27 protein-coding genes are annotated in these 23,788 nt (G+C 66.9%); 8 read left to right on the top strand and 19 right to left on the bottom strand.

All coding sequences use genetic code 11. The features are described from left to right. Window positions 1-10 precede the first annotated feature (10 nt). Window positions 11-742, bottom strand: a complete 732-nt coding sequence (locus ACGFK1_RS31360) for a phytanoyl-CoA dioxygenase family protein (RefSeq protein WP_393439156.1) — start codon at window positions 740-742, stop codon at window positions 11-13. 67 nt (window positions 743-809) lie between these two features. On the opposite strand from ACGFK1_RS31360, the gene ACGFK1_RS31355 reads away from it, so the two are divergent. Both ACGFK1_RS31355 and ACGFK1_RS31350 read left to right on the top strand, forming a co-directional pair. Beyond that, complete coding sequence (locus tag ACGFK1_RS31355) at window positions 810-1,274, top strand: peroxiredoxin (protein WP_393439153.1); 465 nt, start codon at window positions 810-812, stop codon at window positions 1,272-1,274. Then, window positions 1,271-2,068, top strand: coding sequence for an ABC transporter ATP-binding protein (locus ACGFK1_RS31350; RefSeq protein WP_393439150.1), 798 nt, complete (start codon window positions 1,271-1,273; stop codon window positions 2,066-2,068). The genes ACGFK1_RS31355 and ACGFK1_RS31350 overlap by 4 nt, the downstream gene beginning before the upstream one ends. Here the strand turns inward: ACGFK1_RS31350 and ACGFK1_RS31345 are convergent. The 9 genes from ACGFK1_RS31345 to hisD all read right to left on the bottom strand — a co-directional run bounded on the left by ACGFK1_RS31345 (window position 2,065) and on the right by hisD (window position 9,408). Beyond that, window positions 2,065-2,838: an SDR family NAD(P)-dependent oxidoreductase gene (locus ACGFK1_RS31345; protein ID WP_393439147.1), complete on the bottom strand. Its 774-nt coding sequence runs from the start codon at window positions 2,836-2,838 to the stop codon at window positions 2,065-2,067. The two genes, ACGFK1_RS31350 and ACGFK1_RS31345, sit on opposite strands and share 4 nt — an antisense overlap. A gap of 103 nt (window positions 2,839-2,941) precedes the next feature. Beyond that, entirely contained in the window at window positions 2,942-3,286 is a 345-nt protein-coding gene (gene hisI, locus ACGFK1_RS31340; RefSeq protein WP_393439145.1) for a phosphoribosyl-AMP cyclohydrolase, read from the bottom strand. A 124-nt stretch (window positions 3,287-3,410) separates the two neighbouring features. Next, on the bottom strand, window positions 3,411-4,193 hold the full coding sequence (hisF, locus tag ACGFK1_RS31335; protein ID WP_393439142.1) for an imidazole glycerol phosphate synthase subunit HisF: 783 nt from the start codon (window positions 4,191-4,193) through the stop codon (window positions 3,411-3,413). Continuing rightward, window positions 4,193-5,008 (bottom strand): inositol monophosphatase family protein, encoded by an 816-nt coding sequence (locus ACGFK1_RS31330; RefSeq protein ID WP_393439139.1) that lies wholly within the window; start codon window positions 5,006-5,008, stop codon window positions 4,193-4,195. Before ACGFK1_RS31330 ends, hisF begins: the two co-directional genes overlap by 1 nt. A 6-nt stretch (window positions 5,009-5,014) precedes the next feature. After that, the gene (priA, locus tag ACGFK1_RS31325) at window positions 5,015-5,749 is read right to left on the bottom strand and encodes a bifunctional 1-(5-phosphoribosyl)-5-((5-phosphoribosylamino)methylideneamino)imidazole-4-carboxamide isomerase/phosphoribosylanthranilate isomerase PriA (RefSeq protein WP_393439136.1); all 735 of its coding nucleotides are present in this window, start codon (window positions 5,747-5,749) and stop codon (window positions 5,015-5,017) included. 5 nt (window positions 5,750-5,754) lie between these two features. Continuing rightward, the gene (hisH, locus tag ACGFK1_RS31320) at window positions 5,755-6,375 is read right to left on the bottom strand and encodes an imidazole glycerol phosphate synthase subunit HisH (RefSeq protein ID WP_393439133.1); all 621 of its coding nucleotides are present in this window, start codon (window positions 6,373-6,375) and stop codon (window positions 5,755-5,757) included. Then, the gene (gene hisB, locus ACGFK1_RS31315; RefSeq protein ID WP_393439130.1) at window positions 6,372-6,986 is read right to left on the bottom strand and encodes an imidazoleglycerol-phosphate dehydratase HisB; all 615 of its coding nucleotides are present in this window, start codon (window positions 6,984-6,986) and stop codon (window positions 6,372-6,374) included. Before hisB ends, hisH begins: the two co-directional genes overlap by 4 nt. Continuing rightward, complete coding sequence (locus ACGFK1_RS31310) at window positions 6,983-8,098, bottom strand: histidinol-phosphate transaminase (protein ID WP_393439127.1); 1,116 nt, start codon at window positions 8,096-8,098, stop codon at window positions 6,983-6,985. Before ACGFK1_RS31310 ends, hisB begins: the two co-directional genes overlap by 4 nt. Next, entirely contained in the window at window positions 8,095-9,408 is a 1,314-nt protein-coding gene (gene hisD, locus ACGFK1_RS31305) for a histidinol dehydrogenase (protein ID WP_393439195.1), read from the bottom strand. Before hisD ends, ACGFK1_RS31310 begins: the two co-directional genes overlap by 4 nt. Window positions 9,409-9,479: 71 nt before the next feature. Here hisD and ACGFK1_RS31300 point away from each other — a divergent pair, with 71 nt between their 5' ends. Both ACGFK1_RS31300 and ACGFK1_RS31295 read left to right on the top strand, forming a co-directional pair. Beyond that, on the top strand, window positions 9,480-9,899 hold the full coding sequence (locus ACGFK1_RS31300) for a nitroreductase family deazaflavin-dependent oxidoreductase (RefSeq protein ID WP_393439192.1): 420 nt from the start codon (window positions 9,480-9,482) through the stop codon (window positions 9,897-9,899). 21 nt (window positions 9,900-9,920) lie between these two features. Beyond that, the gene (locus ACGFK1_RS31295) at window positions 9,921-10,559 is read left to right on the top strand and encodes a LysE family transporter (protein ID WP_393439124.1); all 639 of its coding nucleotides are present in this window, start codon (window positions 9,921-9,923) and stop codon (window positions 10,557-10,559) included. Here ACGFK1_RS31295 and ACGFK1_RS31290 read toward each other — a convergent pair. Then, on the bottom strand, window positions 10,549-11,574 hold the full coding sequence (locus ACGFK1_RS31290) for a zinc-binding dehydrogenase (protein ID WP_393439121.1): 1,026 nt from the start codon (window positions 11,572-11,574) through the stop codon (window positions 10,549-10,551). The genes ACGFK1_RS31295 and ACGFK1_RS31290 overlap by 11 nt on opposite strands. 65 nt (window positions 11,575-11,639) lie before the next feature. Here ACGFK1_RS31290 and ACGFK1_RS31285 point away from each other — a divergent pair, with 65 nt between their 5' ends. Further along, complete coding sequence (locus tag ACGFK1_RS31285; protein ID WP_393439118.1) at window positions 11,640-12,230, top strand: TetR/AcrR family transcriptional regulator; 591 nt, start codon at window positions 11,640-11,642, stop codon at window positions 12,228-12,230. Between the two features lie 100 nt (window positions 12,231-12,330). On the opposite strand, the gene ACGFK1_RS31280 is transcribed toward ACGFK1_RS31285, so the two are convergent. From ACGFK1_RS31280 to nadA, 4 genes are all read right to left on the bottom strand, one after another. Beyond that, complete coding sequence (locus tag ACGFK1_RS31280) at window positions 12,331-12,861, bottom strand: hypothetical protein (protein ID WP_393439115.1); 531 nt, start codon at window positions 12,859-12,861, stop codon at window positions 12,331-12,333. 109 nt (window positions 12,862-12,970) lie between these two features. After that, window positions 12,971-13,828, bottom strand: coding sequence for a carboxylating nicotinate-nucleotide diphosphorylase (nadC, locus tag ACGFK1_RS31275; RefSeq protein ID WP_393439112.1), 858 nt, complete (start codon window positions 13,826-13,828; stop codon window positions 12,971-12,973). Then, on the bottom strand, window positions 13,828-15,372 hold the full coding sequence (locus ACGFK1_RS31270; protein WP_393439109.1) for an L-aspartate oxidase: 1,545 nt from the start codon (window positions 15,370-15,372) through the stop codon (window positions 13,828-13,830). Before ACGFK1_RS31270 ends, nadC begins: the two co-directional genes overlap by 1 nt. Further along, a complete protein-coding gene (nadA, locus tag ACGFK1_RS31265; RefSeq protein WP_393439106.1) occupies window positions 15,369-16,412 on the bottom strand; it encodes a quinolinate synthase NadA in 1,044 nt (347 codons plus the stop codon). The genes ACGFK1_RS31270 and nadA overlap by 4 nt, the downstream gene beginning before the upstream one ends. Before the next feature lie 46 nt (window positions 16,413-16,458). Between nadA and ACGFK1_RS31260 the strand changes: the two genes are divergently transcribed. Both ACGFK1_RS31260 and ACGFK1_RS31255 read left to right on the top strand, forming a co-directional pair. After that, window positions 16,459-17,163: an NUDIX domain-containing protein gene (locus tag ACGFK1_RS31260; protein WP_393439104.1), complete on the top strand. Its 705-nt coding sequence runs from the start codon at window positions 16,459-16,461 to the stop codon at window positions 17,161-17,163. Window positions 17,164-17,206: 43 nt separating this feature from the next. Next, a complete protein-coding gene (locus ACGFK1_RS31255; RefSeq protein WP_393439101.1) occupies window positions 17,207-18,544 on the top strand; it encodes a lipase family protein in 1,338 nt (445 codons plus the stop codon). Here the strand turns inward: ACGFK1_RS31255 and ACGFK1_RS31250 are convergent. The 3 genes from ACGFK1_RS31250 to bioB form a co-directional block, all read right to left on the bottom strand. Next, window positions 18,510-19,142 carry a DUF2567 domain-containing protein gene (locus ACGFK1_RS31250; RefSeq protein WP_393439190.1) on the bottom strand — a complete coding sequence of 211 codons (633 nt, stop codon included), beginning with the start codon at window positions 19,140-19,142 and terminating at the stop codon, window positions 18,510-18,512. The genes ACGFK1_RS31255 and ACGFK1_RS31250 overlap by 35 nt on opposite strands. Window positions 19,143-19,227: 85 nt before the next feature. Next, window positions 19,228-19,428 (bottom strand): hypothetical protein, encoded by a 201-nt coding sequence (locus ACGFK1_RS31245; protein WP_393439099.1) that lies wholly within the window; start codon window positions 19,426-19,428, stop codon window positions 19,228-19,230. Then, window positions 19,429-20,424, bottom strand: a complete 996-nt coding sequence (gene bioB, locus ACGFK1_RS31240) for a biotin synthase BioB (protein WP_393439096.1) — start codon at window positions 20,422-20,424, stop codon at window positions 19,429-19,431. A 95-nt stretch (window positions 20,425-20,519) separates the two neighbouring features. On the opposite strand from bioB, the gene ACGFK1_RS31235 reads away from it, so the two are divergent. Continuing rightward, window positions 20,520-21,098: a TetR family transcriptional regulator gene (locus ACGFK1_RS31235; RefSeq protein WP_393439094.1), complete on the top strand. Its 579-nt coding sequence runs from the start codon at window positions 20,520-20,522 to the stop codon at window positions 21,096-21,098. A 1-nt stretch (window position 21,099) separates the two neighbouring features. Here ACGFK1_RS31235 and ACGFK1_RS31230 read toward each other — a convergent pair whose 3' ends face one another. After that, entirely contained in the window at window positions 21,100-23,769 is a 2,670-nt protein-coding gene (locus ACGFK1_RS31230; RefSeq protein WP_393439188.1) for a LuxR C-terminal-related transcriptional regulator, read from the bottom strand. Between the last annotated feature and the right edge of the window lie 19 nt (window positions 23,770-23,788).

The following is a 23,788-nucleotide window of genomic DNA, read 5'->3' as shown; positions in this document are numbered from 1 at the left end:
TGGTTTGCACTCACCAATTCTCCCAGACGCGCGCCAACGGCGACGACGACGTCGGCGTCAGTGGACTGGTCAGCACGACCGGCGTCTGGCCCATGAACCGCGGCGTACTGCCGCGGTGTTCGTCGGCGGCGTGCACGGTGAACGGGTGGAGCAGGTACATATCGCCGGGCTCACCGGTGGCGTGCACCACTGTGCGCTCGGCGCTGGCCGCGTCGACGAGGCGACCCATCTCGGTCAACTCCACCGGGTCCGGGCCCAGCACCATGGCCACATCGCGGTGCGAGGCCACTCGGATCCGTGTCGGGGCATCGTTGTGACCAACCTCCGACAGCAGCGTGAGCAGCAGCATCGTGTGCGGACGGCCCGTCACCGCCCAGGTCCCGTCGGGCTGTGGCGTGTTGGCGTCGATGTGCCATCCGCGATCGTCGTTGGGGGGCGACACCGGGAAACGGACCGCAATGTTGCCCAGCGCACCTCGTGGCGCCCAATTGCCTGCACCACAAACCGTGTCGAGCGCAGCTGCCAACACCGGGCTTCGGATGATTTCGCCGAAGGGCCCGTGTCCCAAGACATCTGACGCCCACTGCACCGGTTCCGACCAACCGTCGCGATCGTCCGGCGAACGGTCCAATTGCCGCCACAGCGCCGCTCGGGCCGCATCTGCGACGCTGCGAGGAACAGCCTGCTCGACCTTGACGAAGCCGTCGGACGAGAAGGCGTTGACATCGGGGACGCACAGCATTCACTGCAGGTTTTCACAGCAACGACAACCAGCGCCAACGAATTTCGTGGGCGTAGCGTGGGGGGCTATGAAACGTGGTGACCAGGTCGCAGAGTTCGAATTGCCCGATCAGACGGGCGCCGTGCGGAGGCTCACGGAGCTACTCGCCGACGGCCCGATTGTGCTGTTCTTCTATCCGGCGGCGATGACCCCTGGATGCACCAAGGAAGCGTGCCACTTTCGCGATCTGGCCGGCGAGTTCGCCGCGGTCGGCGCCAGCCGCGTCGGCATCAGCGCGGATGCCGTCGAAAAGCAGGCCCAGTTCGCCGATAAGGAGAAATTCGACTATCCCCTGCTGTCCGACGCGGATGGCGCGGTCGCCACCCAGTTCGGCGTCAAGCGCGGCCTCCTCGGCAAGTTCATGCCCGTCAAGCGCACCACGTTCGTGATCGACACGGACCGTACCGTGCTCGACGTGATCGCCAGCGAGTTCAGCATGGACACCCACGCGGACAAGGCGCTGGAGACGTTGCGGCAGCGGCAGTCAGCGTGACCGCCGTTCTGCAGCTCGCCGATGTGACGTTCCGCCGCGACGGCAAGCAGATCATCGACGGCATCTCGTTGAGCGTGCAGGAGGGCGAGCACTGGGCGCTGCTGGGCCCAAACGGTGCTGGCAAAAGCACGCTGCTCGGCTTCTGCGCGGCGGTCACCTTTCCGACGTCGGGCACCGTGCACATCCTCGGCGAGCAGATGGGACGCGTTGACCTCGCGCGGCTGCGGCATTCGATCGGCCACGTGAATCCGCGCCACCGCCTGCAGTACCCGTTGACGGTCCGCGAGGTGGTGCTCACCGGCATCACCGCCACGATCGACATCCCGAACCGGTGGACGCCAGGCGACGATGAACTGCGTCGCGCCGACGACATGATCGCAACAGTGGGCTTGTCCCGCAAGGCACATGACATCTGGCCGACTCTGTCGCAGGGCGAGCGCGGCCGCACTCTCATTGCGCGCGCGCTGATTTCGGACCCGCGGCTACTACTGCTCGACGAACCCACGACCGGGCTCGACGTGGCCGCGCGCGAGCAACTTCTGGAAACCATCGACACGCTCGATGAGACGCATCCCGAGGTGGCCTCCATTCTGGTCACCCATCACCTCGAGGAACTGCCGACCACCACCACCCACGCACTGCTGATCGCCGACGGCCGCACCGTGGCCACCGGGCCCGCCCGTGACACCGTCACAACCGAAAACGTCACGGCCGCTTTTTCACATCCCGTCGAGGTGCGCTACGACGACGGCCGGTGGTCGGCCCGGGCGAAGGCGACACGCATCGACGTTTAGCCGCCAAGCGTGCCTGCGGTGAAACACGACGTCCGACCGCCGTCGACGACGAGGTTCGCACCCGTGATGTAGGCCGCCTGATCCGACAGCAGGAACGCGACGGCCGCCGCGACGTCACCGGGTTGCCCGAAGCGGCCGAGCGGGATGGTCGATTCATTCTCCGCTCGCTCCCTGGCCGGATCAGGCGCGGCAGCGAATTCCGCTGTGAGCATGGGTGTTTCGGTGGTTCCCGGAGAGATGCTGTTGACCCGGATGCCGTGGCCGGCCAGCTCCGCCGCGAAGGCGCGCGTCATGGCCAGCACGCCGCCCTTGGTCGCGGTGTAGCCGACATAGCCCGGCTGGCCGACGAGCCCGAGTTCTGAGCCGGTGACGACGATCGCGCCGCCGCCGCGCGGGATCATTCGCCGGGCGGCCTCACGCACGACGTAGAAGCTGCCGGACAGGTTGATGTGCAGTTGGCGCAACCAGTCGTCGTCGGTCAAATCATGTGCGGGACCGACGATCGAAATGCCCGCATTGCTGAACACCGCCGACACCGGGCCAAGCGTCTCGGCGTGGTCGAAAGCCGCGGCGACTTGGCTCGAGTCCGCGACGTCGGCCGGCACCGCAATCGCGGCCGAACCGGCGGCGCGGCATTCGGCCGCCGACGATTCGAGGTCGTCGCCGGGCAGCGCTACCAGCGCGACGGCGGCACCCTCCGTCGCGAGCTTGAGCGCGGTGGCGCGACCAATTCCGGAACTGGCGCCGGTGACGAGGGCGACGTAAGCCATCGTCACAGTGTGCGGCCTCGTTGGCGTCTTGGCCGAACGTGAGCTAATTGTCGAAAAATCCGCCGACCTTCGCCAATGAGTTCACGTTCGCGCGACGGTGCCGTTACTCGGAGCCGAGCAGCAGGTCTTTGTCGAAGCAGGAGTGCGCACCGGTGTGGCAGGCCGCGCCCACCTGGTCGACCTCCAGCAGCACGGTATCGCCGTCGCAGTCCAACCGGACCGAGTGCACGTACTGCGTGTGCCCCGAGGTCTCCCCCTTGACCCAGTGCTGCTGCCGCGAGCGCGAGTAGTAGGTGGCCCTGCGGGTCTGCAGCGTGCGGGCCAGCGCCTCATCGTCCATCCACGCCACCATCAGCACTTGGCCGCTACTACGCTCCTGCGCGACCGCGGTGAACAGGCCGTTGGCGTCGCGTTTCAACCGCGACGCGATGCTCGCATCAAGACTCATCGCGACCCTCGGCTCTTCGCGCAAGCGCTCATCGCTGCCCTCGGCTCTTCGCGCAAGCGCTCATCGCTGCCCTCGGCTCTTCGCGCGAGCGCTCATCGCTGCCCTCGGCTCTTCGCGCAAGCGCTCATCGCACCACGATCCCTTCAGCCGCCATCGCCGCCTTCACCTGTCCGATGGTCAGCTCTCCGAAGTGGAACACGCTGGCCGCCAGTACGGCGTCGGCACCTGCAACCACGGCGGGCGCGAAATGTTCCACTGCACCCGCGCCGCCGCTGGCGATCACCGGCACGGACACCGCGCCGCGCACCGCACGCAGCATCTTCAGGTCGAAGCCCGCTTTGGTGCCGTCGTAGTCCATCGAGTTGAGCAGGATCTCCCCCACCCCGAGTTCGGCTCCGCGACTGGCCCATTCGATCGCGTCGATACCCGTGCCGCGCCTGCCGCCGTGAGTGGTGACCTCCCAGCCCGAGGCGGTCGGCTGGTCACCGTCGGGCACGGTGCGGGCATCGACCGACAGCACGATGCACTGCGATCCGAACTGGCGGGACAACTCGGCCAGCAGTTCCGGACGGGCGATCGCCGCGGTGTTCACCGATACCTTGTCGGCGCCCGCCCGAAGCAGCACGTCAACGTCGTCGACCGAACGGACGCCGCCACCGACGGTCAACGGAATGAACACCTGTTCGGCGGTGCGCTTGACGACCTCCAGCATCGTCGCCCGACCCGACGACGAGGCCGTGACGTCGAGGAAAGTCAACTCATCGGCGCCCTCCGCGTCGTAGCGCGCCGCCAGTTCGACCGGATCACCCGCATCCCGCAGGTTCTCGAAGTTGACGCCTTTGACCACCCGGCCGGCATCGACATCGAGGCACGGAATGATCCGGACCGCAAGGTCTTTGGGATCCATCAGAGAGTCTTCGGATCGTCGACGGAGTTGACCAGATCGAGTAGTTCGGCGTGCACACCAGGCGCGCCGACCAGCGCCGAGCGCGATTTCGTCGTCCAGTCACTGCCATCCAGGTTCGTGACGACTCCGCCTGCGGCCCGCACCAGCGCCACACCTGCGGCGTGATCCCACACGTGGGCGCCGAAGCTGATCGCCCCACCAAGGATCCCGGCCGCGGTATATGCGAGATCAATACCGGTGGCGCCGTGCATCCGCATCCGCGAGCAGGTGCGGCTCAGGTTCTCGATCACCGCAAGCCGATAACGGCCGGGCACCGGACCGCCGGAGTCGACGTTGAAAGTGCTGACACCGACGATCGCGTCGGCGAGCTTCGTGGTCTGTAGCCGCGGTTGCTCGACACCGTTGTTGCGTAACGGCTTTCCCACCACAGCGGTGAATCGCTCGCCGGTGAACGGCAGCCAGGTCAGCCCAGCGACCGGTTCACCGTTACGGACCAGACCGAGGAGGATCGCCGCCAGCGGTGAACCCGCGGCGTAGTTGAAGGTGCCGTCGATCGGGTCGAGGACCCACACCAGCGGCGAATCGACGTCTGCGCCGCCGAACTCCTCGCCGTGCACCTCGATCCCGGTGTTGGCGGTCAGCGCCTGCACCACCTGGCGTTCGATCGCCAGGTCGACTTCGGTGGCGAAATCGTTGCCCTTCTTCTGCACCGCGGAGTCAGCGCGGTGCCCATCGACGAACGGCCGTGCGGCCGCGTCGAGAATCGCGGCGGCCTCGGTGACCAGGGCGTCCAGGTCGGTGTCGTCAAGGGCCATGAGGTCCTACTGCGCCACCGCGGCCAGCGCCTGCGGCAGCGTGAACCGTCCGGCGTACAAAGCCTTCCCGACGATCGCGCCTTCGACACCATTGTCGGTCAGCGTGGCGATGGCGCGTAGATCGTCGAGGCTGGACACTCCGCCCGAGGCGATCACCGGAGCGTCGGTGCGCTCGGTGACCTTGGTGAGCAGTTCGAGATTGGGCCCGTTGAGCGTGCCGTCCTTGGTGACGTCGGTGACCACGAATCGTGAACAACCCTCGCGGTCAAGACGATCCAACGTTTCCCACAGGTCACCGCCGTCGGTCTCCCAGCCGCGGCCGCGAAGCCGGTGCTGGCCGTCGAGGATCTTCACGTCCAGCCCGACCGCGATCTTGTCGCCGTGTTCGGCGACCATCTTCGCGCACCACTGCGGATTCTCCAGCGCCGCCGTGCCGAGGTTGACGCGGGCGCAGCCGGTGGCCAGCGCCGCGGTCAGCGATTCGTCGTCGCGAATGCCGCCGGACAATTCGACTGCGACGTCGAGCTTGCCCACCACCTCGGCAAGCAGGTCGCGATTGGAGCCACGGCCGAACGCGGCGTCGAGGTCGACCAGGTGGATCCATTCCGCGCCGTCACGCTGCCACGTCATCGCGGCCTCCAGCGCCGAGCCGTAGTCGGTTTCACTGCCCGCCTGGCCCTGCACCAACCGGACAGCCTTTCCGTCGACCACGTCGACGGCGGGCAACAAAATCAAAGGCACGGGGCTCAACCTAGTGCTCCGACCCAATTGGTGAGCAATTCGGCACCGGCATCGCCGCTTTTCTCCGGGTGGAACTGCGTGGCCGACAACGGCCCGTCTTCGACAGCGGCCAGGAACGGGACGTGGTGGGTGGCCCAGGTCAGCAGCGCGTCGGGGGTACCCTCCCACTGCTGCGCGGCATACGAATGCACGAAATAGAACCGGGTGGCGGGCTCGATGCCCTTGAACAGCGTAGTGCCCGCGGGTGCGTCGACGACATTCCAACCCATATGCGGAATCACCGGCGCATCCAACCGCACGACGGCGCCCGGCCACTGCCCGCATCCGGCGGTCTGTTGTCCGAACTCGACGCCGCGCGCGAACATGATCTGCATACCGACACAGACGCCGAGGACTTGCCTGCCCGCCGCGACACGGTCGGCGATGATCTTGTCGCCGCTGATCTTTCGCAGGCCGGTCATGCAGGCCTCGAATGCGCCGACCCCTGGCACCACGAGACCGTCGGCATTCATCGCCGCGTCGGCATCGGCGGTCACCTCGACATCGGCACCGACCCGGGCCAACGCCCGCTGGGCGGACCTGAGGTTGCCTGAGCCGTAGTCAAGTATGACGACTTTGCTTGTCACAGTGTGCCTTTGGTCGACGGCACGCCGCTGACACGTGGGTCGTACTCGACGGCTTGGCGCAACGCACGCGCGACAGCCTTGTACTGAGCTTCCGTGATGTGGTGCGGGTCGCGGCCATAGAGCGTGCGCACATGCAACGCGATGCGGGCGTTGAAGGCCAGCGACTCGAACACGTGCCGGTTCACCACGGTGTGGTACGGCGCGCTCGACCCGGCGATCGTGAACTCCACCATGAATTCCGGTTCGCCGGTGTGTACGAAGTACGGCCTGCCCGACACGTCGACGGCCGCGTGTGCGAGCGTCTCGTCCATCGGGATCCACGCGTCGCCGAACCGGCGAATGCCCCTCTTGTCGCCTAGCGCCTGGCCGAGCGCCTGGCCCAGTACGATCGCGGTGTCCTCGATGGTGTGGTGACCCTCGATCTCGATGTCGCCCTTGGCCTGTACGGTCAAGTCGAAGCTGGCATGGCTGCCAAGCGAGGTCAGCATGTGGTCGAAGAACGGCACGCCGGTGTCGATGTCGACCACTCCGGTGCCGTCGAGGTCGAGTTCGACGACGATGTCGGATTCCTTGGTCTTGCGCTCGATCTTTGCGCGACGTGGCTCGGTCACTGTGCTCCTATTTCAGCGCTCGCCTTGAGCAGCGCATCGTTTTCCTCGGCCAGCCCTGTGGTGGCGCGTAGATATCCGGGGATGCCGACGTCGCGGATGAGGATGCCGGCGTCGAGGTAGCGCCGCCAGGTCGCTGGCGCATCGGCGAATTCGCCGAACAGCACGAAGTTGGCGTCGCTGGAAATCACCCGGAAACCCATGTCGGTCAACGCTTCCGTGACACGTTCCCGTTCGGCGATCAGTCTGGCAACGCTGCCGAGGGTGTCGTCGGCGTGACGCAGCGCAGCGCGGGCCGCGGCCTGCGTCACCGATGAAAGGTGGTACGGCAGCCGCACCAGCAGCATCGCGTCGATGACCGCTGGCGCGGCGATCAGGTAGCCGAGGCGGCCGCCCGCGAATGCGAACGCCTTGCTCATCGTGCGGGTGACCACAAGCTTGGTGGGATAGTCGTCGATCAGCTTGACCGCGCTCGGCTGCGACGAGAACTCGCCGTATGCCTCGTCGAGGATCAGCATGCCCCCGGTTTGAGAAGACAGTGCGTCGAGCAGACGGCGCAGATCGTCGAGCGAGACACTTTGTCCCGACGGGTTGTTCGGGCTTGCCACAAACACGATGTCCGGCGTGTGCTCCTTGATGGCGCGCACCGCGACGTCGGCATCCAGGCTGAAGTCGTGGGCACGGTTGGCCACCAGCCATGCCGTCTGGGTGCCGTCGGAAATGATCGGGTGCATCGAGTAGGACGGTACGAATCCGATTGCGGTTCGTCCCGGGCCGCCGAACGCCTGCAACAGCTGCTGCAGGATCTCGTTGGAACCGTTGGCGGCCCAGACGTTGTCGACGCCGAGCGGGGTGCCGGTCTGCGCCGACATGTACGCGGCCAGGTCGCCGCGCAGCGCCACCGCGTCGCGGTCCGGATAGCGGTGCAGGTCGCCTGCCACCGCTCGCACGGAGGCCGTCACGTCATCGACGAGCGCCTGCGTCGGCGGATGCGGGTTCTCGTTGGTGTTCAGCCGCACCGGGACTGCCAATTGCGGTGCGCCATATGGCGATTTCCCGCGCAGATCGTCGCGCAGCGGTAGATCGGCCAGCGTCACCTTCTTGCCGATGCTCACCGTTCGAACCTCCGCCGCACCGCCTCGCCGTGCGCGGGCAGGTTCTCGGCCGCAGACAACGTGATCACGTAACCGGACACGTCCTTGAGCGCAGCTTCGTCGTAGTCGACGACATGGATGCCCTTCAGGAACGTCTGCACCGAAAGCCCGCTGGAATGCCGGGCGCAGCCCGCGGTGGGCAGCACGTGGTTGGACCCGGCGCAGTAGTCGCCGAGGCTGACCGGTGAATAGGCGCCGACGAAAATCGCACCGGCTGATCGGATTCGGGTGGACACCTGGCGGGCATCGGCGGTCTGGATTTCAAGGTGTTCGGCGGCGTAGGCATTGACGGTGCGCACACCGGCGTCGATGTCGTCGACGAGCACGATCGCCGATTGCTTGCCGGTCAGCGCGGCGGTCACCCGCTCGCGGTGCACGGTGATCTCAAGTTGATTGGCCAGTTCCCGGTCGGTGGCGTCGGCCAGCGTCATGCTATCGGTCACGAGCACGCTCGCGGCCATCTCGTCGTGCTCGGCCTGGCTGATCAGATCCGCGGCGACGTGTGCGGGATCGGCGGTGTGGTCGGCGAGGATCGCGATCTCGGTGGGGCCGGCCTCGGCGTCGATGCCGACCTGAGAACGACAGATCCGCTTGGCAGCGGTGACGTAGATGTTCCCCGGCCCGGTGATCATGTCGACCGGCGCCAACTCGCTGCCGTCGGTGTCGGTGCCACCGCAGGCCAGCAGTGCGACCGACTGTGCGCCGCCGACGGCCCACACCTCGTCGACACCCAGCAGTCGAGCGGCGGCCAGGATGGTTGGGTGCGGAAGCCCACCAAACTCGGCCTGTGGCGGACTGGCGATCACCAGCGAGTCGACGCCGGCAAGCTGGGCGGGCACCACATTCATCACCACGCTGGAGGGGTAGACCGCGTTGCCGCCGGGCACGTAGAGCCCGACCCGCTCGACCGGCACCCAACGTTCGGTGACCGTCGCGCCGGGCGCCAGCGTGGTCGTCGTGTCGGTGCGGCGTTGGTCGGCGTGGACGGCGCGGGCCCTGTCGATGGACACCTGCAGCGCCGCGCGGACGTCGACGTCGAGGGCGGCCAGCGCCGCCTCCAGTTCACGTCCAGGCACCCGGACGGTGGCGGGCCGCACCCCGTCGAAGGATTCGCCGTACTCGAGCGCGGCATCAGCGCCCCGTTCGACAACCGCGTCGACGATGGGGCGCACCGTGGGCACCACCGCGTCGACGTCAACGCCGCCGCGGGGCAGGGCGGCGCGCAATTGCGCGGCACTCAGCGTCCGGTTGCGCAAGTCGATGCGGGTCATCGTGAACGGGGTCATCGACCTAATTGTCCCTGATCGGCCTGCGCGAACAAAAATCCATTAGTTTCATGGCCATGGCCGCCCTATCTCGTAAAGACCACCCCAATAACGCGCCCGGTGTGCCGATGGTGTTCCCGGTCGCAGTGGAAAACTTCCAAGTCAAGTACTTCAATCCGATCATCAAGCCGATCGCGCGGTTCCTGCCGGGAATGGCGACCATCAGACACCGTGGCCGCAAGTCGGGTAAGCCGTACGAGACCATCGTCACCGCGTATCGCAAAGGAACCGTCGTCGCGATCGCGCTGGGCCACGGCAAGACCGACTGGGTGAAGAACGTGCTGGCGGCCGGTGAAGCCGACCTGCGCTTCATCCGGAACGAGGTCCACCTGAACAATCCGCGCATCGTGCCCGCCGGGGGCAGCGCCGACGGGTTGCCGTTCATGGCCAGGGCGCAACTGAAGAACATGGCCATCTTCGTCGCAGATATCGCTTGACCCCGCTGACAGACTGAGCCCATGGCGTGGGAAGTCTGGCTGGCGTTCTTCGGTGCGGCGATCGCGATCAGCGTGTCACCGGGTGCGGGCGCCATCCAATCGATGGCGACCGGCCTGACCCACGGTGTGCGGCGCGGCTACTGGAGCATCCTCGGACTCGAGGTCGGACTGATGCTGCAATTGGCGCTCGTCGCGATCGGACTGGGGGCCGCGGTCGCCAATTCCATCCTGGCGTTCAACATCATCAAGTGGGCCGGTGTTGCCTACCTGGTGTATCTGGCTGTGCGCCAATGGCGTAGCGCCACCGTGGACCTCCGCGAGCAGATCGGCAAGGCGTTGGACGGCGGACGCGTCGCGCTGCTGGTGCGCGGGTTTCTGGTCAACGCCACCAATCCCAAGGGGCTGGTGTTCTTCCTCGCCGTGCTGCCGCAATTCGTGGTGCCCACCCAACCGCTGCTGCCGCAATACCTGGCCGTCGGCGTGACGATGGTCGCGGTCGACCTCGTCGTGATGGGGTTCTACACGGGCCTGTCCGTGCGACTGCTGAAGTGGCTGCACACCCCCCGTAAGCAGACGCTGCTCAACCGGGTTTTCTCCGGGCTGTTCGCGGGCGCGGCCGTGGTGCTGTCGCTGGTCCGCCGCGGCCCGCTCACCGCGTGAACACGGTCTTACCCGTCATCGCCTGCCACGCCCGCGGCGCGTCGTCCCACGCCACGACGCGGTCCACCGCGGGGGCGAGATCACAATGTGCCGTGAGCAATTCGAGGATCTCCGGGATGACTGCACGCGCATTGACCCGGCCGGTGACGAACCGCAGGCCCCTGGTGTACATCGACAGCAGCGGCATCTCTACGCCGCCTTGGTAGTAGATGCCGGTGTCGGTGCACACCCCGTCTGGCCACGTCGCGCGCATCGTTGCTGCCAGCACGGCAGGGTCGGCAGTGGTGTGCACCGTGATCGGATACGGGTCCCACGACTTGTCGGGCCCTGCTCTGTCGTGCGCCGTGGCGCCCAGCTTTTCGGCCATCGCCAACCGTTGCGGATCGGTGTCCACATAGTCGACATGCGCGCCGTAGACCGACGCGAACGCGGCGGCATACAGGCCGATGGACAGGCGGCCTGTGACCAGCACCCGGCGATCGACCGGATCCAGCGCCGCCAACTCGCCCCGATAGGGACCGACGGCGCGCCACCCGTCGGGGATGTTGTCGGACAGCGATGCGCTGGCGACGGTATCGACACTGTCAGGAAGCCGCACGAGCATCGCGTCCGCGTACGGCACCAGCAACAGGTCGGCCATGAAGCCGCCGCCGTCGAGGCCTGCCAACGGCGCCATCCCGTACATCGCCATCAACGGCAATGAGGCGCACGATCCGGTGGCGCCTCGACGGCATGCGACGCACGTGCCACAGCTGATCTGGAACGGCACGATCACCCGGTCACCGACCGCGACGTCGTGGACGGCATCGCCGACGGCGACGACCTCCGCGACACCTTCATGCCCGACGGCGTGTCCCGGCGGCATCGGCAACCGCCCCTCGGCGACCGCCACATCCAGGTCGCAACACGCCACCGCCGCTGGTCGGACGATCGCCTGTTCAGGGGCCGTGAGCTGTGGGTCGGGTGCGTCTCGCCAGGCGTATTCACCCGCCGCCTCGAACATCAACCGGCGCATAGCGGTCCCTTTCTTTAACGACCTTTCAAGTATTGTTGAGCGATCTCTCAAGTAAAGTCAAGGGCATGCCTCGTCCCGATCGAAGCCGCGCTGCGCTGTTGGACAGCGCAGCGATGCTGTTTCGCAGGCAGGGCTACGCCGCGACGGGCGTTAACCAGATCCTGGAGTTGGCCGACGTCAAGGCCGGTTCGCTGTATCACCACTTTCCCGACGGCAAGCAGCAGCTCGCGGCCGCGGTGGTCGACGTCGTGGGTGGCGGCATCGAGCGAAGGCTGCGGTCATTCCTCGACGGCGACACGGCCGTCGCCGACATCGTCGACGCATGGATCGACATGATGAGCGCAGGCCTTTCGTCCGACCAGCGTGACGGCTGCCCCATCGAGCCGATCGCCACCGAGTCGGTGAACGCCAGCCCGCAGATCCGCGACGCGTCGGCACGGGCGTTCACCGGCTGGGGCGCCGCTGTCGCCGATCGCTTGAGCGCCGACGGATGGCCCGACGACGACGCTCAGCAGACAGCTCTGGCGGTGATCGCGTTGCTCGAAGGTGCGTTGATCTTGTCAAGAATCGCGGGCGATACCGCGGCACTGAACGCCGCCAAGGCAGCGGCGCGGACCCTGCTCAGCCCAGCGAGCGGAGCTCACAGCGCGAGCTGATGCGCAGCTGCTGTTGCCGTTGCCGACGTGACACTCGCCGGAAACTCCTTGTCGGTCATGCCTTTTCGAGCCGAAACCGCCAGTCCGCGGTTCTTATAGCCTATTTGCACATCTGCGTGATGGTCGCGTTGCTGGCGTCGGCGTCCTTCAGCCGGGCCGCTTGTGCCGGCTCGGAATTCTGCGATCCGGCGGTCGCATTTGCACCGATGTCCATCAACAGATTCGCGAATTTCGTTGCCGCGTCGGCAAGGTCCGGAGGGGTGGCGGCGTCGATTCTGGCGAGCAGGTACTGACCGCCGTCGTAGAGCGAGACACGTGCGTTGGCAGCCACGGCGAGCGTGCCGGTGACATCCTCCGGCCCGCCTGGCGGTTGCAGGTTGGTGTTCAGCGAGACGCCCTTGCGCACCACGTCGGCGGCGGCACATACCTTGCTTTTCGCGTCAGCCCGTTGGGCGCCCGAGTAGTTCTGCGAGTCCGCAGTGCCTTCGTTCAGGCGGTACAGCGCCCACCCTGCCAAAGCGACGGCGACAATGGCCACGACGAGAGTGATGGGGAGAAGGATCCGAACCCAGCGCGACCCAGCGGTTTCGGGGTAGTCGGCAGTAAACTCGTTCGATGATGGCTCCGGCATGAGGCGATAGTAGCGGCGCACCTTGCCGATCAGGAGTTGTGCCGCGCCCAGCGAGTTGCTCAGATCGGTTCAGCGATTAGCCAGCCGTCCGTTCACGGCTTGGAGCCGGCTAGACGTCCAACCCGACATCTAATGCACGCACAGAATGGGTGAGGGCGCCGACGGCAAGATAGTCGACACCCGTACCCGCGTACTCGGCAGCGGTTTCCAGCGACAGTCCACCAGAAGATTCGAGTTTCGTTGCGGGAGCACGCGAGTCGCGGCGCTGCACCGCAATCTGCGTCTGCCAGACCGGGAAGTTGTCCAGCAGCACGAGCTCGACGTTTTCCCCGAGCACCTCGTCGAACTGTTCGAGCGAGTCGACCTCGACCTCGCACTCCAGATCCGGTGCGGCACCGCGAACGGCACGCAACGCGGCCACCACCGACCCGGCCGCTGCCACATGGTTGTCCTTGATGAGCGCGGCGTCGCCCAGCCCCATCCGATGGTTGACTCCGCCGCCGACGCGCACCGCGTACTTTTGCAGCGCCCGCAATCCCGGCAAGGTCTTGCGGGTGTCGCGGATCTGCGCCCCGGTGCCCTCGACGGCGTCGACCCACGCCGCCGTCGTCGTTGCGATGCCCGACAAGTGACACACCAGGTTCAGCATCGTGCGCTCGGCGGTGAGCAGGCCTTGCGTCGGCGCCTCAACGGTGAGCAGCACCGCTCCCGCATCCAGTCGTGCACCATCGCAGAGGCGATCCTTGACGCGGTAGCCGTCGGGCCCGATCACTTCGTCGAGCACCAACAGCGCGATCTCGACACCGGCGACGACGCCGGGCTCCCGCGTCACCATCGACGCGGTGGTCGTCGCGTCGGCGGGCACCGTCGACAAGGTGGTGACGTCGGGGCCGTAGCGCAAGTCCTCCTCGAGGGCGCGCGCAATCACCCTGCGAGCCTCCGTCAGCTCGTCGGCACTGAACTCCATCAGCACGCCACCGCCGGAACCAGACTGTGGGCAAAAGCCGGATCGGTGTCCGGAAAATCGGCCCGGTGGTGGCAGCCGCGGGATTCCGTGCGGGCCAGCGCCGCGGTGGCGACCGCACCCGCCACAGTGGTCAGCGCGACGTCTTCGAAGTCGCTGCGCGACATGACATTACGAGGCCGCGCGGTGTCGAGTTCCTTCGTGAGCCGCTCGAGGCCGTCGCGGTCGCGGACCACCGACGCGTAGCGGGTCATCGCACGTTGCAGATCCGCACGCGCCAAGGCCCGCCTCGGTGGCTGCTCAGGAAGCACCCCCCGAGCGTGACCTGCCGCAACCGCGTGTTCTGCCGCGGCCCGTCCGGCGCGGCCACCCACAACAAGACCCTCGAGAAGACTGTTGGACGCCAAGCGATTTGCGCCGTGCAGGCCGGTACGGGCCACCTCACCGGCCGCGAACAAGCCAGCGAGTTCGGTGCGCCCGTCGAGGTCGGTCACCACGCCGCCGCAGCTGTAATGCGCGCCGGGCACGACGGGGATCGGGTCGCGGGTGGGATCGACACCCGCAGCGCGGCACGCCCTGGTCACGGTCGGGAACCGCGCGGGAAAGCCGTCGATGCCGCGGGCATCGAGATATACACACGGGTCGCCGGTCTCCACCAGTCGAGCGTCGATGGCGGCGGCCACCACGTCCCTCGGCGCCAGGTCACCCATCGGGTGGACACCGGCGGTCACTGAACGCCCTTGCCGGTCAACGAGAATCGCGCCCTCTCCGCGCACCGCCTCGGTGATCAGGGGACGTCGACCGCCAGCATCGGCGTCGAACAGCATGGTCGGGTGGAACTGGACGAATTCCAAGTCGCTCACGGCCAGGCCGGCCCACATCGCCAGCGCAACGCCGTCACCGGTCGACCCCTCGGGGTTGGTGGTCGCCGTGTACAGGTGGCCGAGGCCCCCGGTGGCGAGGATCACCGACGGCGCATGGACTATCCCAAGCCCGTCTTCGTTGAGCACCAGCACCCCGGTCACCGCGCCGTCGTCGTGCAGAAGTTCCAGCGCGACGTGGTTGCGCCTGATGTCCAAGGACGCCGCGGCATTGTCCAGCGCGCGCTGCACTTCTGCGCCCGTCGCGTCACCGCCCGCGTGGATGATCCGGCGCCGCGAATGCCCACCCTCACGCGTGAGCGCCCAGTGTCCTGTCGCCGCTTCGTCGAAATGCGCACCGTCGCCGACCAATTCACGCACCGCCCGATATCCGTCGGCGACGATCGAGCGGACCGCGATCGGATCGCACAAGCCGGCCCCGGCCGCCAGCGTGTCGGCCACATGCCGGTCGATCGAATCACCTTCCTCGCGCAGCGCATCCGGCAGCACCACGGCGATGCCGCCCTGCGCGTAGAAGGTGGCGGTATCGCGAGCCTTGCTCAGCACGACGACTTTGCGGCCGCTGCGGTGCGCCGCCAACGCCGACACGAGACCGGCTACACCGGTGCCGATCACCACGACGTCGGCACGCTGCTGCCAATACCCGCGACCTCCGCAGGCGGTCATTCGCCGCCGCCGGGGGTCCCGATCTCGATCATCCGCTGCACACTGGCCCGCGCCAGCTGCGCGGTCTCGGAATCGACGTCGACCTCGTCGCGGCCTTCGACAAGGCAACGCAGCAACGCTGCAGGGGTGATCATCTTCATGTATTTGCACGACGCCCGGTCGTTGACGGCGCGGAAGTCGACCTCCGGTGCGGCGCGGCGCAATTGGTGCAGCATGCCGACTTCGGTGGCGACCAGCACTTGACGTGCATGTGTCCCGCGGGCCGCGTCCAACATGCCGCCGGTGGACAGGATCTTGACCCGGTCCTCCGGGAAGGCGCCCTCGCCGGCCAGGTACAGCGCCGAGGTGGCGCAGCCGCATTCCGGATGCACGTACAACTCGGCATCGGGATGGGTGCGGGCCTGGTCGGCGAGTTCGTCACCGTTGATGCCCGCGTGCACGTGGCACTCGCCCGCCCACACGTGCAGGTTGTCGCGACCAGTCACGCGCCGCACATGTGCGCCGAGGAACTGGTCGGGGCAGAACAGGACCTCACGGTCTTCGGGGATGGACGCGACGACCTCGACTGCATTCGATGACGTGCAGCAGATATCGGTTTCGGCCTTCACCGCCGCGGTCGTGTTGACGTAGGACACCACTACGGCGCCCGGATGCTCGGCCTTCCACGCCCGCAACTCGTCGGCGGTGATCGAGTCGGCCAGCGAGCAGCCTGCGCGCTGATCCGGGATCAGCACGGTCTTGTCCGGGCTGAGGATCTTGGCCGTCTCGGCCATGAAGTGCACGCCGCAGAACACAATCGTCTCTTCTGGAACGTCCGCCGCGATGCGCGACAGCGCCAGCGAGTCGCCCACGTGGTCAGCGACGTCCTGGATGGCCGGCAGTTGGTAGTTGTGCGCGAGCAACGTGGCCCCGCGCAGGTCGGCCAGACGGCGCACTTCGGCGGCCCACTCCCGGTCGCCATCCACCCCGGCGTATCCGGTCGGACCAGCGACAATGCGGTCCGCAAGATCGTTCGCAGCCATACGGTCGAGAACCGTCATAGCCAACTCTCCATCCCGTCGAGGTTTTCGACTTATAATCGAAAACATGCCACATACTAGCACCGCGCACGAGGTGCTCGCCGTCGTGTTTCAAGTTCGCGGCGCCAGACTCCCCGACGGCTCCGAGAAACCCGCACTTCACGTGCTGTTGTGGCAACGTGCACTTGATCCAGAGGCCGGAAAGTGGTCGCTTCCAGGTGGCCGCCTCGGCGTTGACGAGGATCTGACCAGTTCGGTTCGCAGACAGCTTGCCGAGAAGGTGGACCTGCGTGAACTTGCTCACCTCGAACAACTGGCGGTGTTCTCCGATCCCAAGCGCGTGCCGGACGTGCGCACGATCGCGTCGACGTACCTCGGCCTGGTGCCCTCCCCCGCGACCCCCGAGCTACCGTCGGACACCCGCTGGCACCCTGTCAGCGACCTGCCCCCGATGGCGTTCGATCACGGCCCGATGGTGGCGCACGCCCGCACTCGCCTCGTCGCCAAATTGTCCTATACGAACATCGGATTCGGCTTGGCGCCAAAGGAATTCGCGCTGTCCACGCTGCGTGATATTTACAGCGCCGCGTTGGGTCACCAGGTGGACGCCACCAACCTGCAGCGGGTCCTCGAGCGTCGCAACGTCATCACGCGCACCGGAACCACGGCGCGGTCGGGGCGCAGTGGCGGCCGGCCCGCCGCGCTGTACCAGTTCACCGAATCGAGGTACCGCGTGACAGACGAATTCGCAGCACTGCGCCCTCCCGGGTGAGTCCGCTGGATTCTTAACGGCCTCTTAAGGTAAGAATGTCCGGATGGACTTGGGCAGCGCGGCGCGGTCTACCGGCGCCGAATGGATAGGCCAGCCACTCCACGAGGAGCTTGAGCGCAAGGCCCGGCCGGTCCTGCCCGCCAAAGACCCGTTTTATCAGCCGCCCGCCGGTTTCGAGCACGCCCGCCCCGGCACGGTACTGCGTTCCCGCGACGTCGAACTGGCGTTCATGGGCGTGGTCCCCCAGCGGTTCACCGCCACTCAGCTGCTGTACCGCACCACCGATCTCAACGACATGCCGCAGGCGACGGTCACCACCGTGATCGTGCCGACCGAACGCGCGACGGCGGGTCCGATTCCGCTCGTCTCGTACCAATGTGCGATCGACGCCGTGGCCGGCCGCTGCTTCCCCTCGTACGCGATGCGGCGCGGCGCCAAGGCGCTCGGGGCCCTGGCACAGATCGAGTTCTTGCTGGTGGCCGCTGCGCTGGCGGAGGGCTGGGCCGTTTCGGTGCCCGACCACGAGGGCCCCGGCGGGCTCTGGGGCGCGCCGTATGAGCCCGGCTACCAGGTGCTCGACGGCATCCGCGCCGCGCTGAGCTACGAGCGTCTCGGCCTGTCCGCGGACGGGCAGGTCGGCCTCTGGGGCTACTCCGGTGGCGGCTTGGCCACCGCCTGGGCCGCCGAAGTGAGCGGGTCATATGCACCTGAGCTCAACGTCGTAGGCGCGGTCCTGGGGTCGCCGGTCGCTGACCTGGGGCACGCGTTCAGGCGCCTCAACGGCAGCTTCTACTCCGGGTTGCCCGGAATGGTGGTGGCCGCGCTCACGCACGTCTATCCGGAGTTGGACAAGGTCATCCAGGAGCACGCCACCGAAGAGGGCAAGGCGATGCTGATGCGGATCGAGAAGATGACGACCGCACACGCAGTGCTGCGTTACATCGGCATGGACATGGGCAAGCTCGTCGATCAACCGCTCGAGCAGATTCTGCAGACGCCGGAAGTCCAGCATGTGTTCGACCGCATCAAGTTGGGCACCGCGGTGCCGACGCCCCCGGTGCTGATCGTCCAGGCGGTGCACGACAGGATCGTCTCGGTCGACGACATCGATGAACTGACGCACACCTACCAGTCCGGCGGGGCGTCGGTGACCTACCACCGCGACCTGTTCAGCGAGCACATGCTGCTGCACCCGATGTCGGCGCCGATGACGCTGCGTTGGCTCACCGACCGCTTCAACGGCAAGCCGACCGACGAACACCTGGTTCGAACGACATGGCCGACACTGCTGAACCCGATGACCTACGCCGGGATGGCGCGACTGCTCAAGATCGCCTCGAAGGTGGTCACTGGGCGGAGGGTAGAGCGCTCTCCGCTGTGACCGGCGCCGGGCTCGACGGCTCATCAACCGGCGGCCAGGCGCCCAGATCGTCGCGCTGCGTAGAGACGGCCATCAGCGCGTAGATCAGCGCCGCGGCAGCGGCGGGGAACAGGATCGTCGCGGCGATCTGCAACGGCCCGTGGCCGAAAAACACCGCGGGCGCCTCGACGACGTAATGGACTCGATGCTCAGGCGACACTGGCGCGCCCGCGACGTCGACCGAACCGTAGCGCCAATGTGCAAGGGCCGCACCGACACCCGCCGCGGCTCCTGCCGCTGCGGCCGAACCGATCGCCAGCGCAGCGGCCATCACGGGACCCCGGTGGGGCCGCCATGTCCACACCAGCACCGCGGCGACGACGGCCAACGCCGACACCATCCCCGCGAGCAGGAACGCGGCGATGAAGAAGTGATCACCCTCGTTGCCCAGATACGCCGTGACTCGGTTTCCGCTCTTGGTCAGCGCGACGACCCCCTGGATCGGCGGCGCCAGCCACGCCCACAGCGCACCCACCACCACACCGGACACGGTCAGTCCGGCGATCGCGGTCAGCGCAGCAGCCCGCCGCGAAATACGGGGTGGCTCAACGCCAGTCACCGTCACTTCGCGCGTGCGCTCATCGCCAGTGATCTTCTCTTCGCGCGTGCGCTCATCGCCAGTGATCTTCTCTTCGCGCGTGCGCTCATCGGCGTTCATCTAGGTCCTTCGAATCCTGCTCACCGTGGCGCGAGCACTTCGCCAGCCAGCCGTCTGGGCGCACCTGGACCACCATGCGGCGGCCGCACTCCGCGCAGAACCGGGGTGGCTCCAGGCCGAGTTGGGCGGCGGTCGGGACGGTTCCGCCCGCGAGTTCGCCAGTGTAGACGTTGAATTTGGCAGCCATCTACAGGCTGGCGTTGAGCGCCTTGATCGGCATCTGCAGGTCGTCGAGCAGTTCCAGGTCGGCCTCGGCGGGTCTGCCGAGCGTGGTCAGGTAGTTGCCGACGATGACGGCATTGATCCCGCCGAGAATGCCCTTCTTGGCGCCGAGGTCGCCTAGCGTGATCTCGCGGCCACCCGCGAATCGCAGCATCGTCCGAGGCAGCGCCAGACGGAAGGCGGCGACGGCCTTCAGTGCCTCCGCTGCGGGCAGCACGTCGAGGTCACCGAACGGGGTGCCCGGCCGCGGATTGAGGAAGTTCAGCGGCACCTCATGCGGATCCAGTTCGGCGAGGTTGGCCGCGAATTCCGCACGCTGTTCCAGGGTTTCACCCATGCCGAGGATCCCACCGCAACACACCTCCATGCCGGCCTCGCGGACCATTCGCAGCGTGTCCCACCGCTCTTCCCACGTGTGGGTGGTGACGACGTTGGTGAAGAACGACCTTGCGGTCTCCAGGTTGTGGTTGTAGCGGTGCACGCCCATCTCGGACAGGCGCTCGACCTGGTCGGCCGTCAGCATGCCCAGCGAGCATGCGATCTGGATGTCGACTTCGTTGCGGATGGCCTCGATGCCTGCGGCGACCTGAGCCAGCAGCCGCTCGTCGGGGCCGCGGACGGCGGCGACGATGCAGAACTCGGTCGCGCCGGTCTTCGCGGTCTGCTTGGCCGCCTCGACGAGGCTCGGGATGTCCAGCCATGCGCTGCGCACGGGTGAGGCGAAAAGTCCCGACTGCGAACAGAAGTGGCAGTCCTCGGGGCAGCCGCCGGTCTTGAGGCTGATGATGCCTTCGACCTCGACGTCGGGTCCGCACCACTTCATCCGGACGTCGTGGGCCAGTTCCAGCAGCTCGTCGAGGGTGTCGTCGGGCAACTGCAGTATCCGCAGCGTCTGCTCCTGGGTCAGGCCCTCGCCGCGCTCCAGTACCTGCTCGCGAGCCTCAGCCAGAATGTCGGTCACCCGTCGCCCTCCATCGCGCCTTCCGTCGGCGGTGCCGACAATTGAACACGTCGGCGGTGCCGACAGTTGAACGGTGTTCAGGTTAAGGTACCGACGTGCAGCTCCACAAACGCGACGTGGTGGACGCGGCCACCACGCTGCTGGATTCCTATGGGATCGCCGATTTGACCATGCGGCGGCTTGGCCGTGAGCTCAACGTCTCCCCCGGCGCGTTGTACTGGCATTTCGCCAACAAGCAGCAGCTGTTGGGCGCGGTCGCCGATCGGATGCTGGAGTCGGTGGACGATCGGCCGGGCGAATGGCACGACCGCGTGACCGGGATCTGCGGGCGACTGCGCGACGCGCTGTTGTCGCATACTGACGGCGCCGAACTGGTGTCGGCGAGTTTCGCCTCCGCGCAATCTGCCGCGATGGCGCGCATCCTCGGCCAGCTGACCGACGCGGTCACCGACGCCGGCGTCGAGCCTGCACACGCCGGGCTCGCCGCTCGAACCATCCTTTATTACGTCCTCGGGTTCACCGCCGACGAGCAGTCGCGGCTTCAATGGGACGCGGCAGGCGCCGAACTTCCCATGTCCCAGTCGGTCTGGTCGGACCACGACACCGACCGCTTCTCTTATGGGATAGGCCTGCTGGTCGCCGGAATCTCCGCCCGGCAGCGCCAGAATCTGTAGGTCACCGCGGATGCTCCGACACCCAGCGGGCCAGTGCGGCTCGCGAGTGGATGCCCAACTTGCGGTAAATCCGAAACAGATTGGTGTCCACGGTTTTCGGACTGATGAACAACTCGGCGGCGACCGCTCGGTTGGTCATGCCGGTCGCGGCGAGTTCCGCCACCCGTCGCTCGGACGGCGTCAGCACCGCAACCCCGGCATTGACTGTCACCCTGGCCAGGTCCGCACGCGCACGATCGGCCCACAGCGGAGTTCCGAGCCGTTCGAACGTGTCGAGCGCCTCACGCAGCGACGCCGCAGCGGTTTGTTTCTTCCTGAGCCGACGCTGTAACTGCCCCAGCATCAACTGGGTTCGGGCCCGTTCGAAAGGCATCGGCACCCGGTCGTGTTGCACCATTGCCGCCTCGGCATGTTGTACGCCCGCGGCCAAGTCGCCCCGGGCGGCCAACAGCATCCCCCGGCATCGGCCCGCCACCGCAAGCATCCACGCGCGATCCAGCCTGCTGCCGTTGCGTTCCATCAGTTCGGTCAGGCGCTCTGCCTCGTCGAGGCGCTCCAACTGAACCATCGATTCCACTGCGTCACCGACGCAGGATGCCACGATGATCTCGGAGTATTCCGGGTCGGCAAACAGGCCGTCGATGACCGGCCGCATCACCGCAAGGGCCTCCGCATAGTTGCCAAGCGACGTCTCGAGGAAACCGAGACTGGCCATCATCCAGCCCGCCAACTCGCGTCCCTCGCTGCGGTCGGATGCGTCGAGCGCGACTCTCGCGTCGCGGCGGGCAGCTTCGATCTTGCCCTCATAGGCAGCAATCGATGAGCGGATCGCGATGGTGCTGAAGAGATGCACATCGCCGTCGAGGTGCGCCGCACGGTTCATCGCGTCTTCGGCTATGCGGCTAGCCTCAGCGAACTCGCCGCTCCAGATCTCGACCATCGCACGGTGATACGAGATGAAGATCGATTCGCTCTCCTCGCCGCTTTCGATTCGCTGCTGGTGTATCGACCGAAGCTCTCTGCGGGCGAGGTCGAGGTCACCGGTCCAACTCCGCAGGATCGCGTTCTGCACGCGTGGCTGAAATGCGACCTGAGCCGGTGAGTTGTCGTTCCCCAGCGCCAACGCCCGACGCAGACTCACCTCGTCGATCCCGGCGCCACACATGAATCGCAGCACCACCTGCAAGCCGAGGGCCCGGCTGAGCAATGTGGGTTGGCCGAGCGTTTCGGCGCGTTGCACCGCCTCGTCGATGCGCTGTGCAGATTCATGTTTGCGGCCGGTGTTGATCAAAACGTAGGCGAGCGCCATCAACATCTGGATCGACAGCGCCGCATCGTCACCGGCTTCCGGCAGCGAGCCTTGCAGAACGGTGGCCGCCGACCCGAATCCGTCGGCGTACATCACGATCGTGGCGAGCAGGCTGGCCGCTGCCGCTCGTGTCCGCCCCGGCTTCAGCCGCTTCATGGCGACGTTCAGACGCGACCGTGCCGTCTCGGCTGCTCCACTCTCGAAATGATGTGTCGCACAGCGAATCTGGCGATCAGGGTCATCGCCGCCAAGCCCGATCGCAAGGTCCAGCAACTCCGCGGCCGCCGCAGGCGCTCCTCGGCTACGCGCCATCTGCGCGGCGTCGTCGAGAGCCGCCAACGTCGTCTCGTCGGCGCTTGTCGCGCCGCGGGCGAGATGCCGTGCACGCAGCTCGGGCTGGTCCACCACGTCCGCAATGGCGCGGTGCATGGCTCGGCGGTCGGCAGGGACGAAGCTGGCGTAGACGCCGTGCGCAAGCAACGGATGGGAGAACGAGATGCTGCTGCCGGCAATGCGAACGATTCCATCCGCCTCGGCCGGTTCAAGAAGCTCCGCGACCCGCTGCGTCGAGGCGCACATGGCCCGCGCGATGACGTCGGTCGAGGGAGTCGCCAGACATGCGGCCGCCAGCAGAATGCGCCGCGTTTCCGGCTTCAGCCCATGTATGCGCGCATCGACCACTTCCGAGAGTGAGTCCGGCAGCGAAACCATGCCTTCGGGTGTCGCGCCTCGAAAACCACGACCCAATTCCAGTGCATAGAACGGATTTCCGCCCGAAATCTCGTGTATTCGCCTCACATCTGAGCGGGTGAAGTGTCCTTCCAGCCGACTCGACAGCAGATCCGACAATTCACCGACCGTGAACGGCGACAAGGTGAGTTGCCGCACCGCCGTCGGGTCCCTGACTTGTAGCCATGCTGTGGCCGCGCGGGTTCCCGGCTCCGTGCGACGGGTGGCCAGCACGCCCACCCGTCCGGCGAACCGTCTGGTGGCGAAGCTCAGCGCGAACACCGACGACGGGTCGAGCCACTGTGCGTCATCGATGGCGACGAGCACGGGGTTCTCCGCGGCGAGGGATTCGACGACCGCGAGAAAGGCTGCCGCGACCGCACGCGGTTCGGTGACGGTGTCGGTCTCGTCGACCCGCAACAAGACGCGGTCGACGGCCTTCATCTGTGGTTGCGGTAGACCCTCCAGTGACCGGGCCTCTGCTCCGCCGAGGAGGTCGGCCAACGCACTGTAGGCGACGACGGATTCCGCCTGCGCAGGGCGTGTGGTCAGCACTCGCATCCCCTGCTGATGCGCCTGGCGAAGAGCATGCAGGCACAGCGTCGTCTTGCCTATCCCCGCCGCCCCCTGCACCAGCAACGCCGATGGTCTT

Origin of the sequence: Mycobacterium sp. NPDC048908 (assembly GCF_043197955.1) — a bacterium.
Lineage (GTDB): Bacteria > Actinomycetota > Actinomycetes > Mycobacteriales > Mycobacteriaceae > Mycobacterium.
Note: the sequence above shows the minus strand (reverse complement) of the source record. Positions and strands in the feature narration are given on the sequence as shown.

What these genes read in the sequence shown, in the direction of transcription:
- ACGFK1_RS31260 (WP_393439104.1), top strand. Translation starts at nt 16,459, where the DNA reads ATGCCACATACTAGCACCGCGCACGAGGTGCTCGCCGTCGTGTTTCAA.
- ACGFK1_RS31255 (WP_393439101.1), top strand. Translation starts at nt 17,207, where the DNA reads ATGGACTTGGGCAGCGCGGCGCGGTCTACCGGCGCCGAATGGATAGGC.
- ACGFK1_RS31285 (WP_393439118.1), top strand. Translation starts at nt 11,640, where the DNA reads ATGCCTCGTCCCGATCGAAGCCGCGCTGCGCTGTTGGACAGCGCAGCG.
- ACGFK1_RS31330 (WP_393439139.1), bottom strand. Translation starts at nt 5,008, where the DNA reads ATGGCCCTTGACGACACCGACCTGGACGCCCTGGTCACCGAGGCCGCC.
- ACGFK1_RS31270 (WP_393439109.1), bottom strand. Translation starts at nt 15,372, where the DNA reads ATGACCGCCTGCGGAGGTCGCGGGTATTGGCAGCAGCGTGCCGACGTC.
- ACGFK1_RS31245 (WP_393439099.1), bottom strand. Translation starts at nt 19,428, where the DNA reads ATGGCTGCCAAATTCAACGTCTACACTGGCGAACTCGCGGGCGGAACC.
- ACGFK1_RS31300 (WP_393439192.1), top strand. Translation starts at nt 9,480, where the DNA reads ATGGCCGCCCTATCTCGTAAAGACCACCCCAATAACGCGCCCGGTGTG.
- hisI (WP_393439145.1), bottom strand. Translation starts at nt 3,286, where the DNA reads ATGAGTCTTGATGCGAGCATCGCGTCGCGGTTGAAACGCGACGCCAAC.
- ACGFK1_RS31360 (WP_393439156.1), bottom strand. Translation starts at nt 742, where the DNA reads ATGCTGTGCGTCCCCGATGTCAACGCCTTCTCGTCCGACGGCTTCGTC.
- hisF (WP_393439142.1), bottom strand. Translation starts at nt 4,193, where the DNA reads ATGGATCCCAAAGACCTTGCGGTCCGGATCATTCCGTGCCTCGATGTC.
- ACGFK1_RS31295 (WP_393439124.1), top strand. Translation starts at nt 9,921, where the DNA reads ATGGCGTGGGAAGTCTGGCTGGCGTTCTTCGGTGCGGCGATCGCGATC.
- ACGFK1_RS31355 (WP_393439153.1), top strand. Translation starts at nt 810, where the DNA reads ATGAAACGTGGTGACCAGGTCGCAGAGTTCGAATTGCCCGATCAGACG.
- ACGFK1_RS31280 (WP_393439115.1), bottom strand. Translation starts at nt 12,861, where the DNA reads ATGCCGGAGCCATCATCGAACGAGTTTACTGCCGACTACCCCGAAACC.
- nadC (WP_393439112.1), bottom strand. Translation starts at nt 13,828, where the DNA reads ATGGAGTTCAGTGCCGACGAGCTGACGGAGGCTCGCAGGGTGATTGCG.
- ACGFK1_RS31290 (WP_393439121.1), bottom strand. Translation starts at nt 11,574, where the DNA reads ATGCGCCGGTTGATGTTCGAGGCGGCGGGTGAATACGCCTGGCGAGAC.
- ACGFK1_RS31345 (WP_393439147.1), bottom strand. Translation starts at nt 2,838, where the DNA reads ATGGCTTACGTCGCCCTCGTCACCGGCGCCAGTTCCGGAATTGGTCGC.
- nadA (WP_393439106.1), bottom strand. Translation starts at nt 16,412, where the DNA reads ATGACGGTTCTCGACCGTATGGCTGCGAACGATCTTGCGGACCGCATT.
- hisD (WP_393439195.1), bottom strand. Translation starts at nt 9,408, where the DNA reads ATGACCCGCATCGACTTGCGCAACCGGACGCTGAGTGCCGCGCAATTG.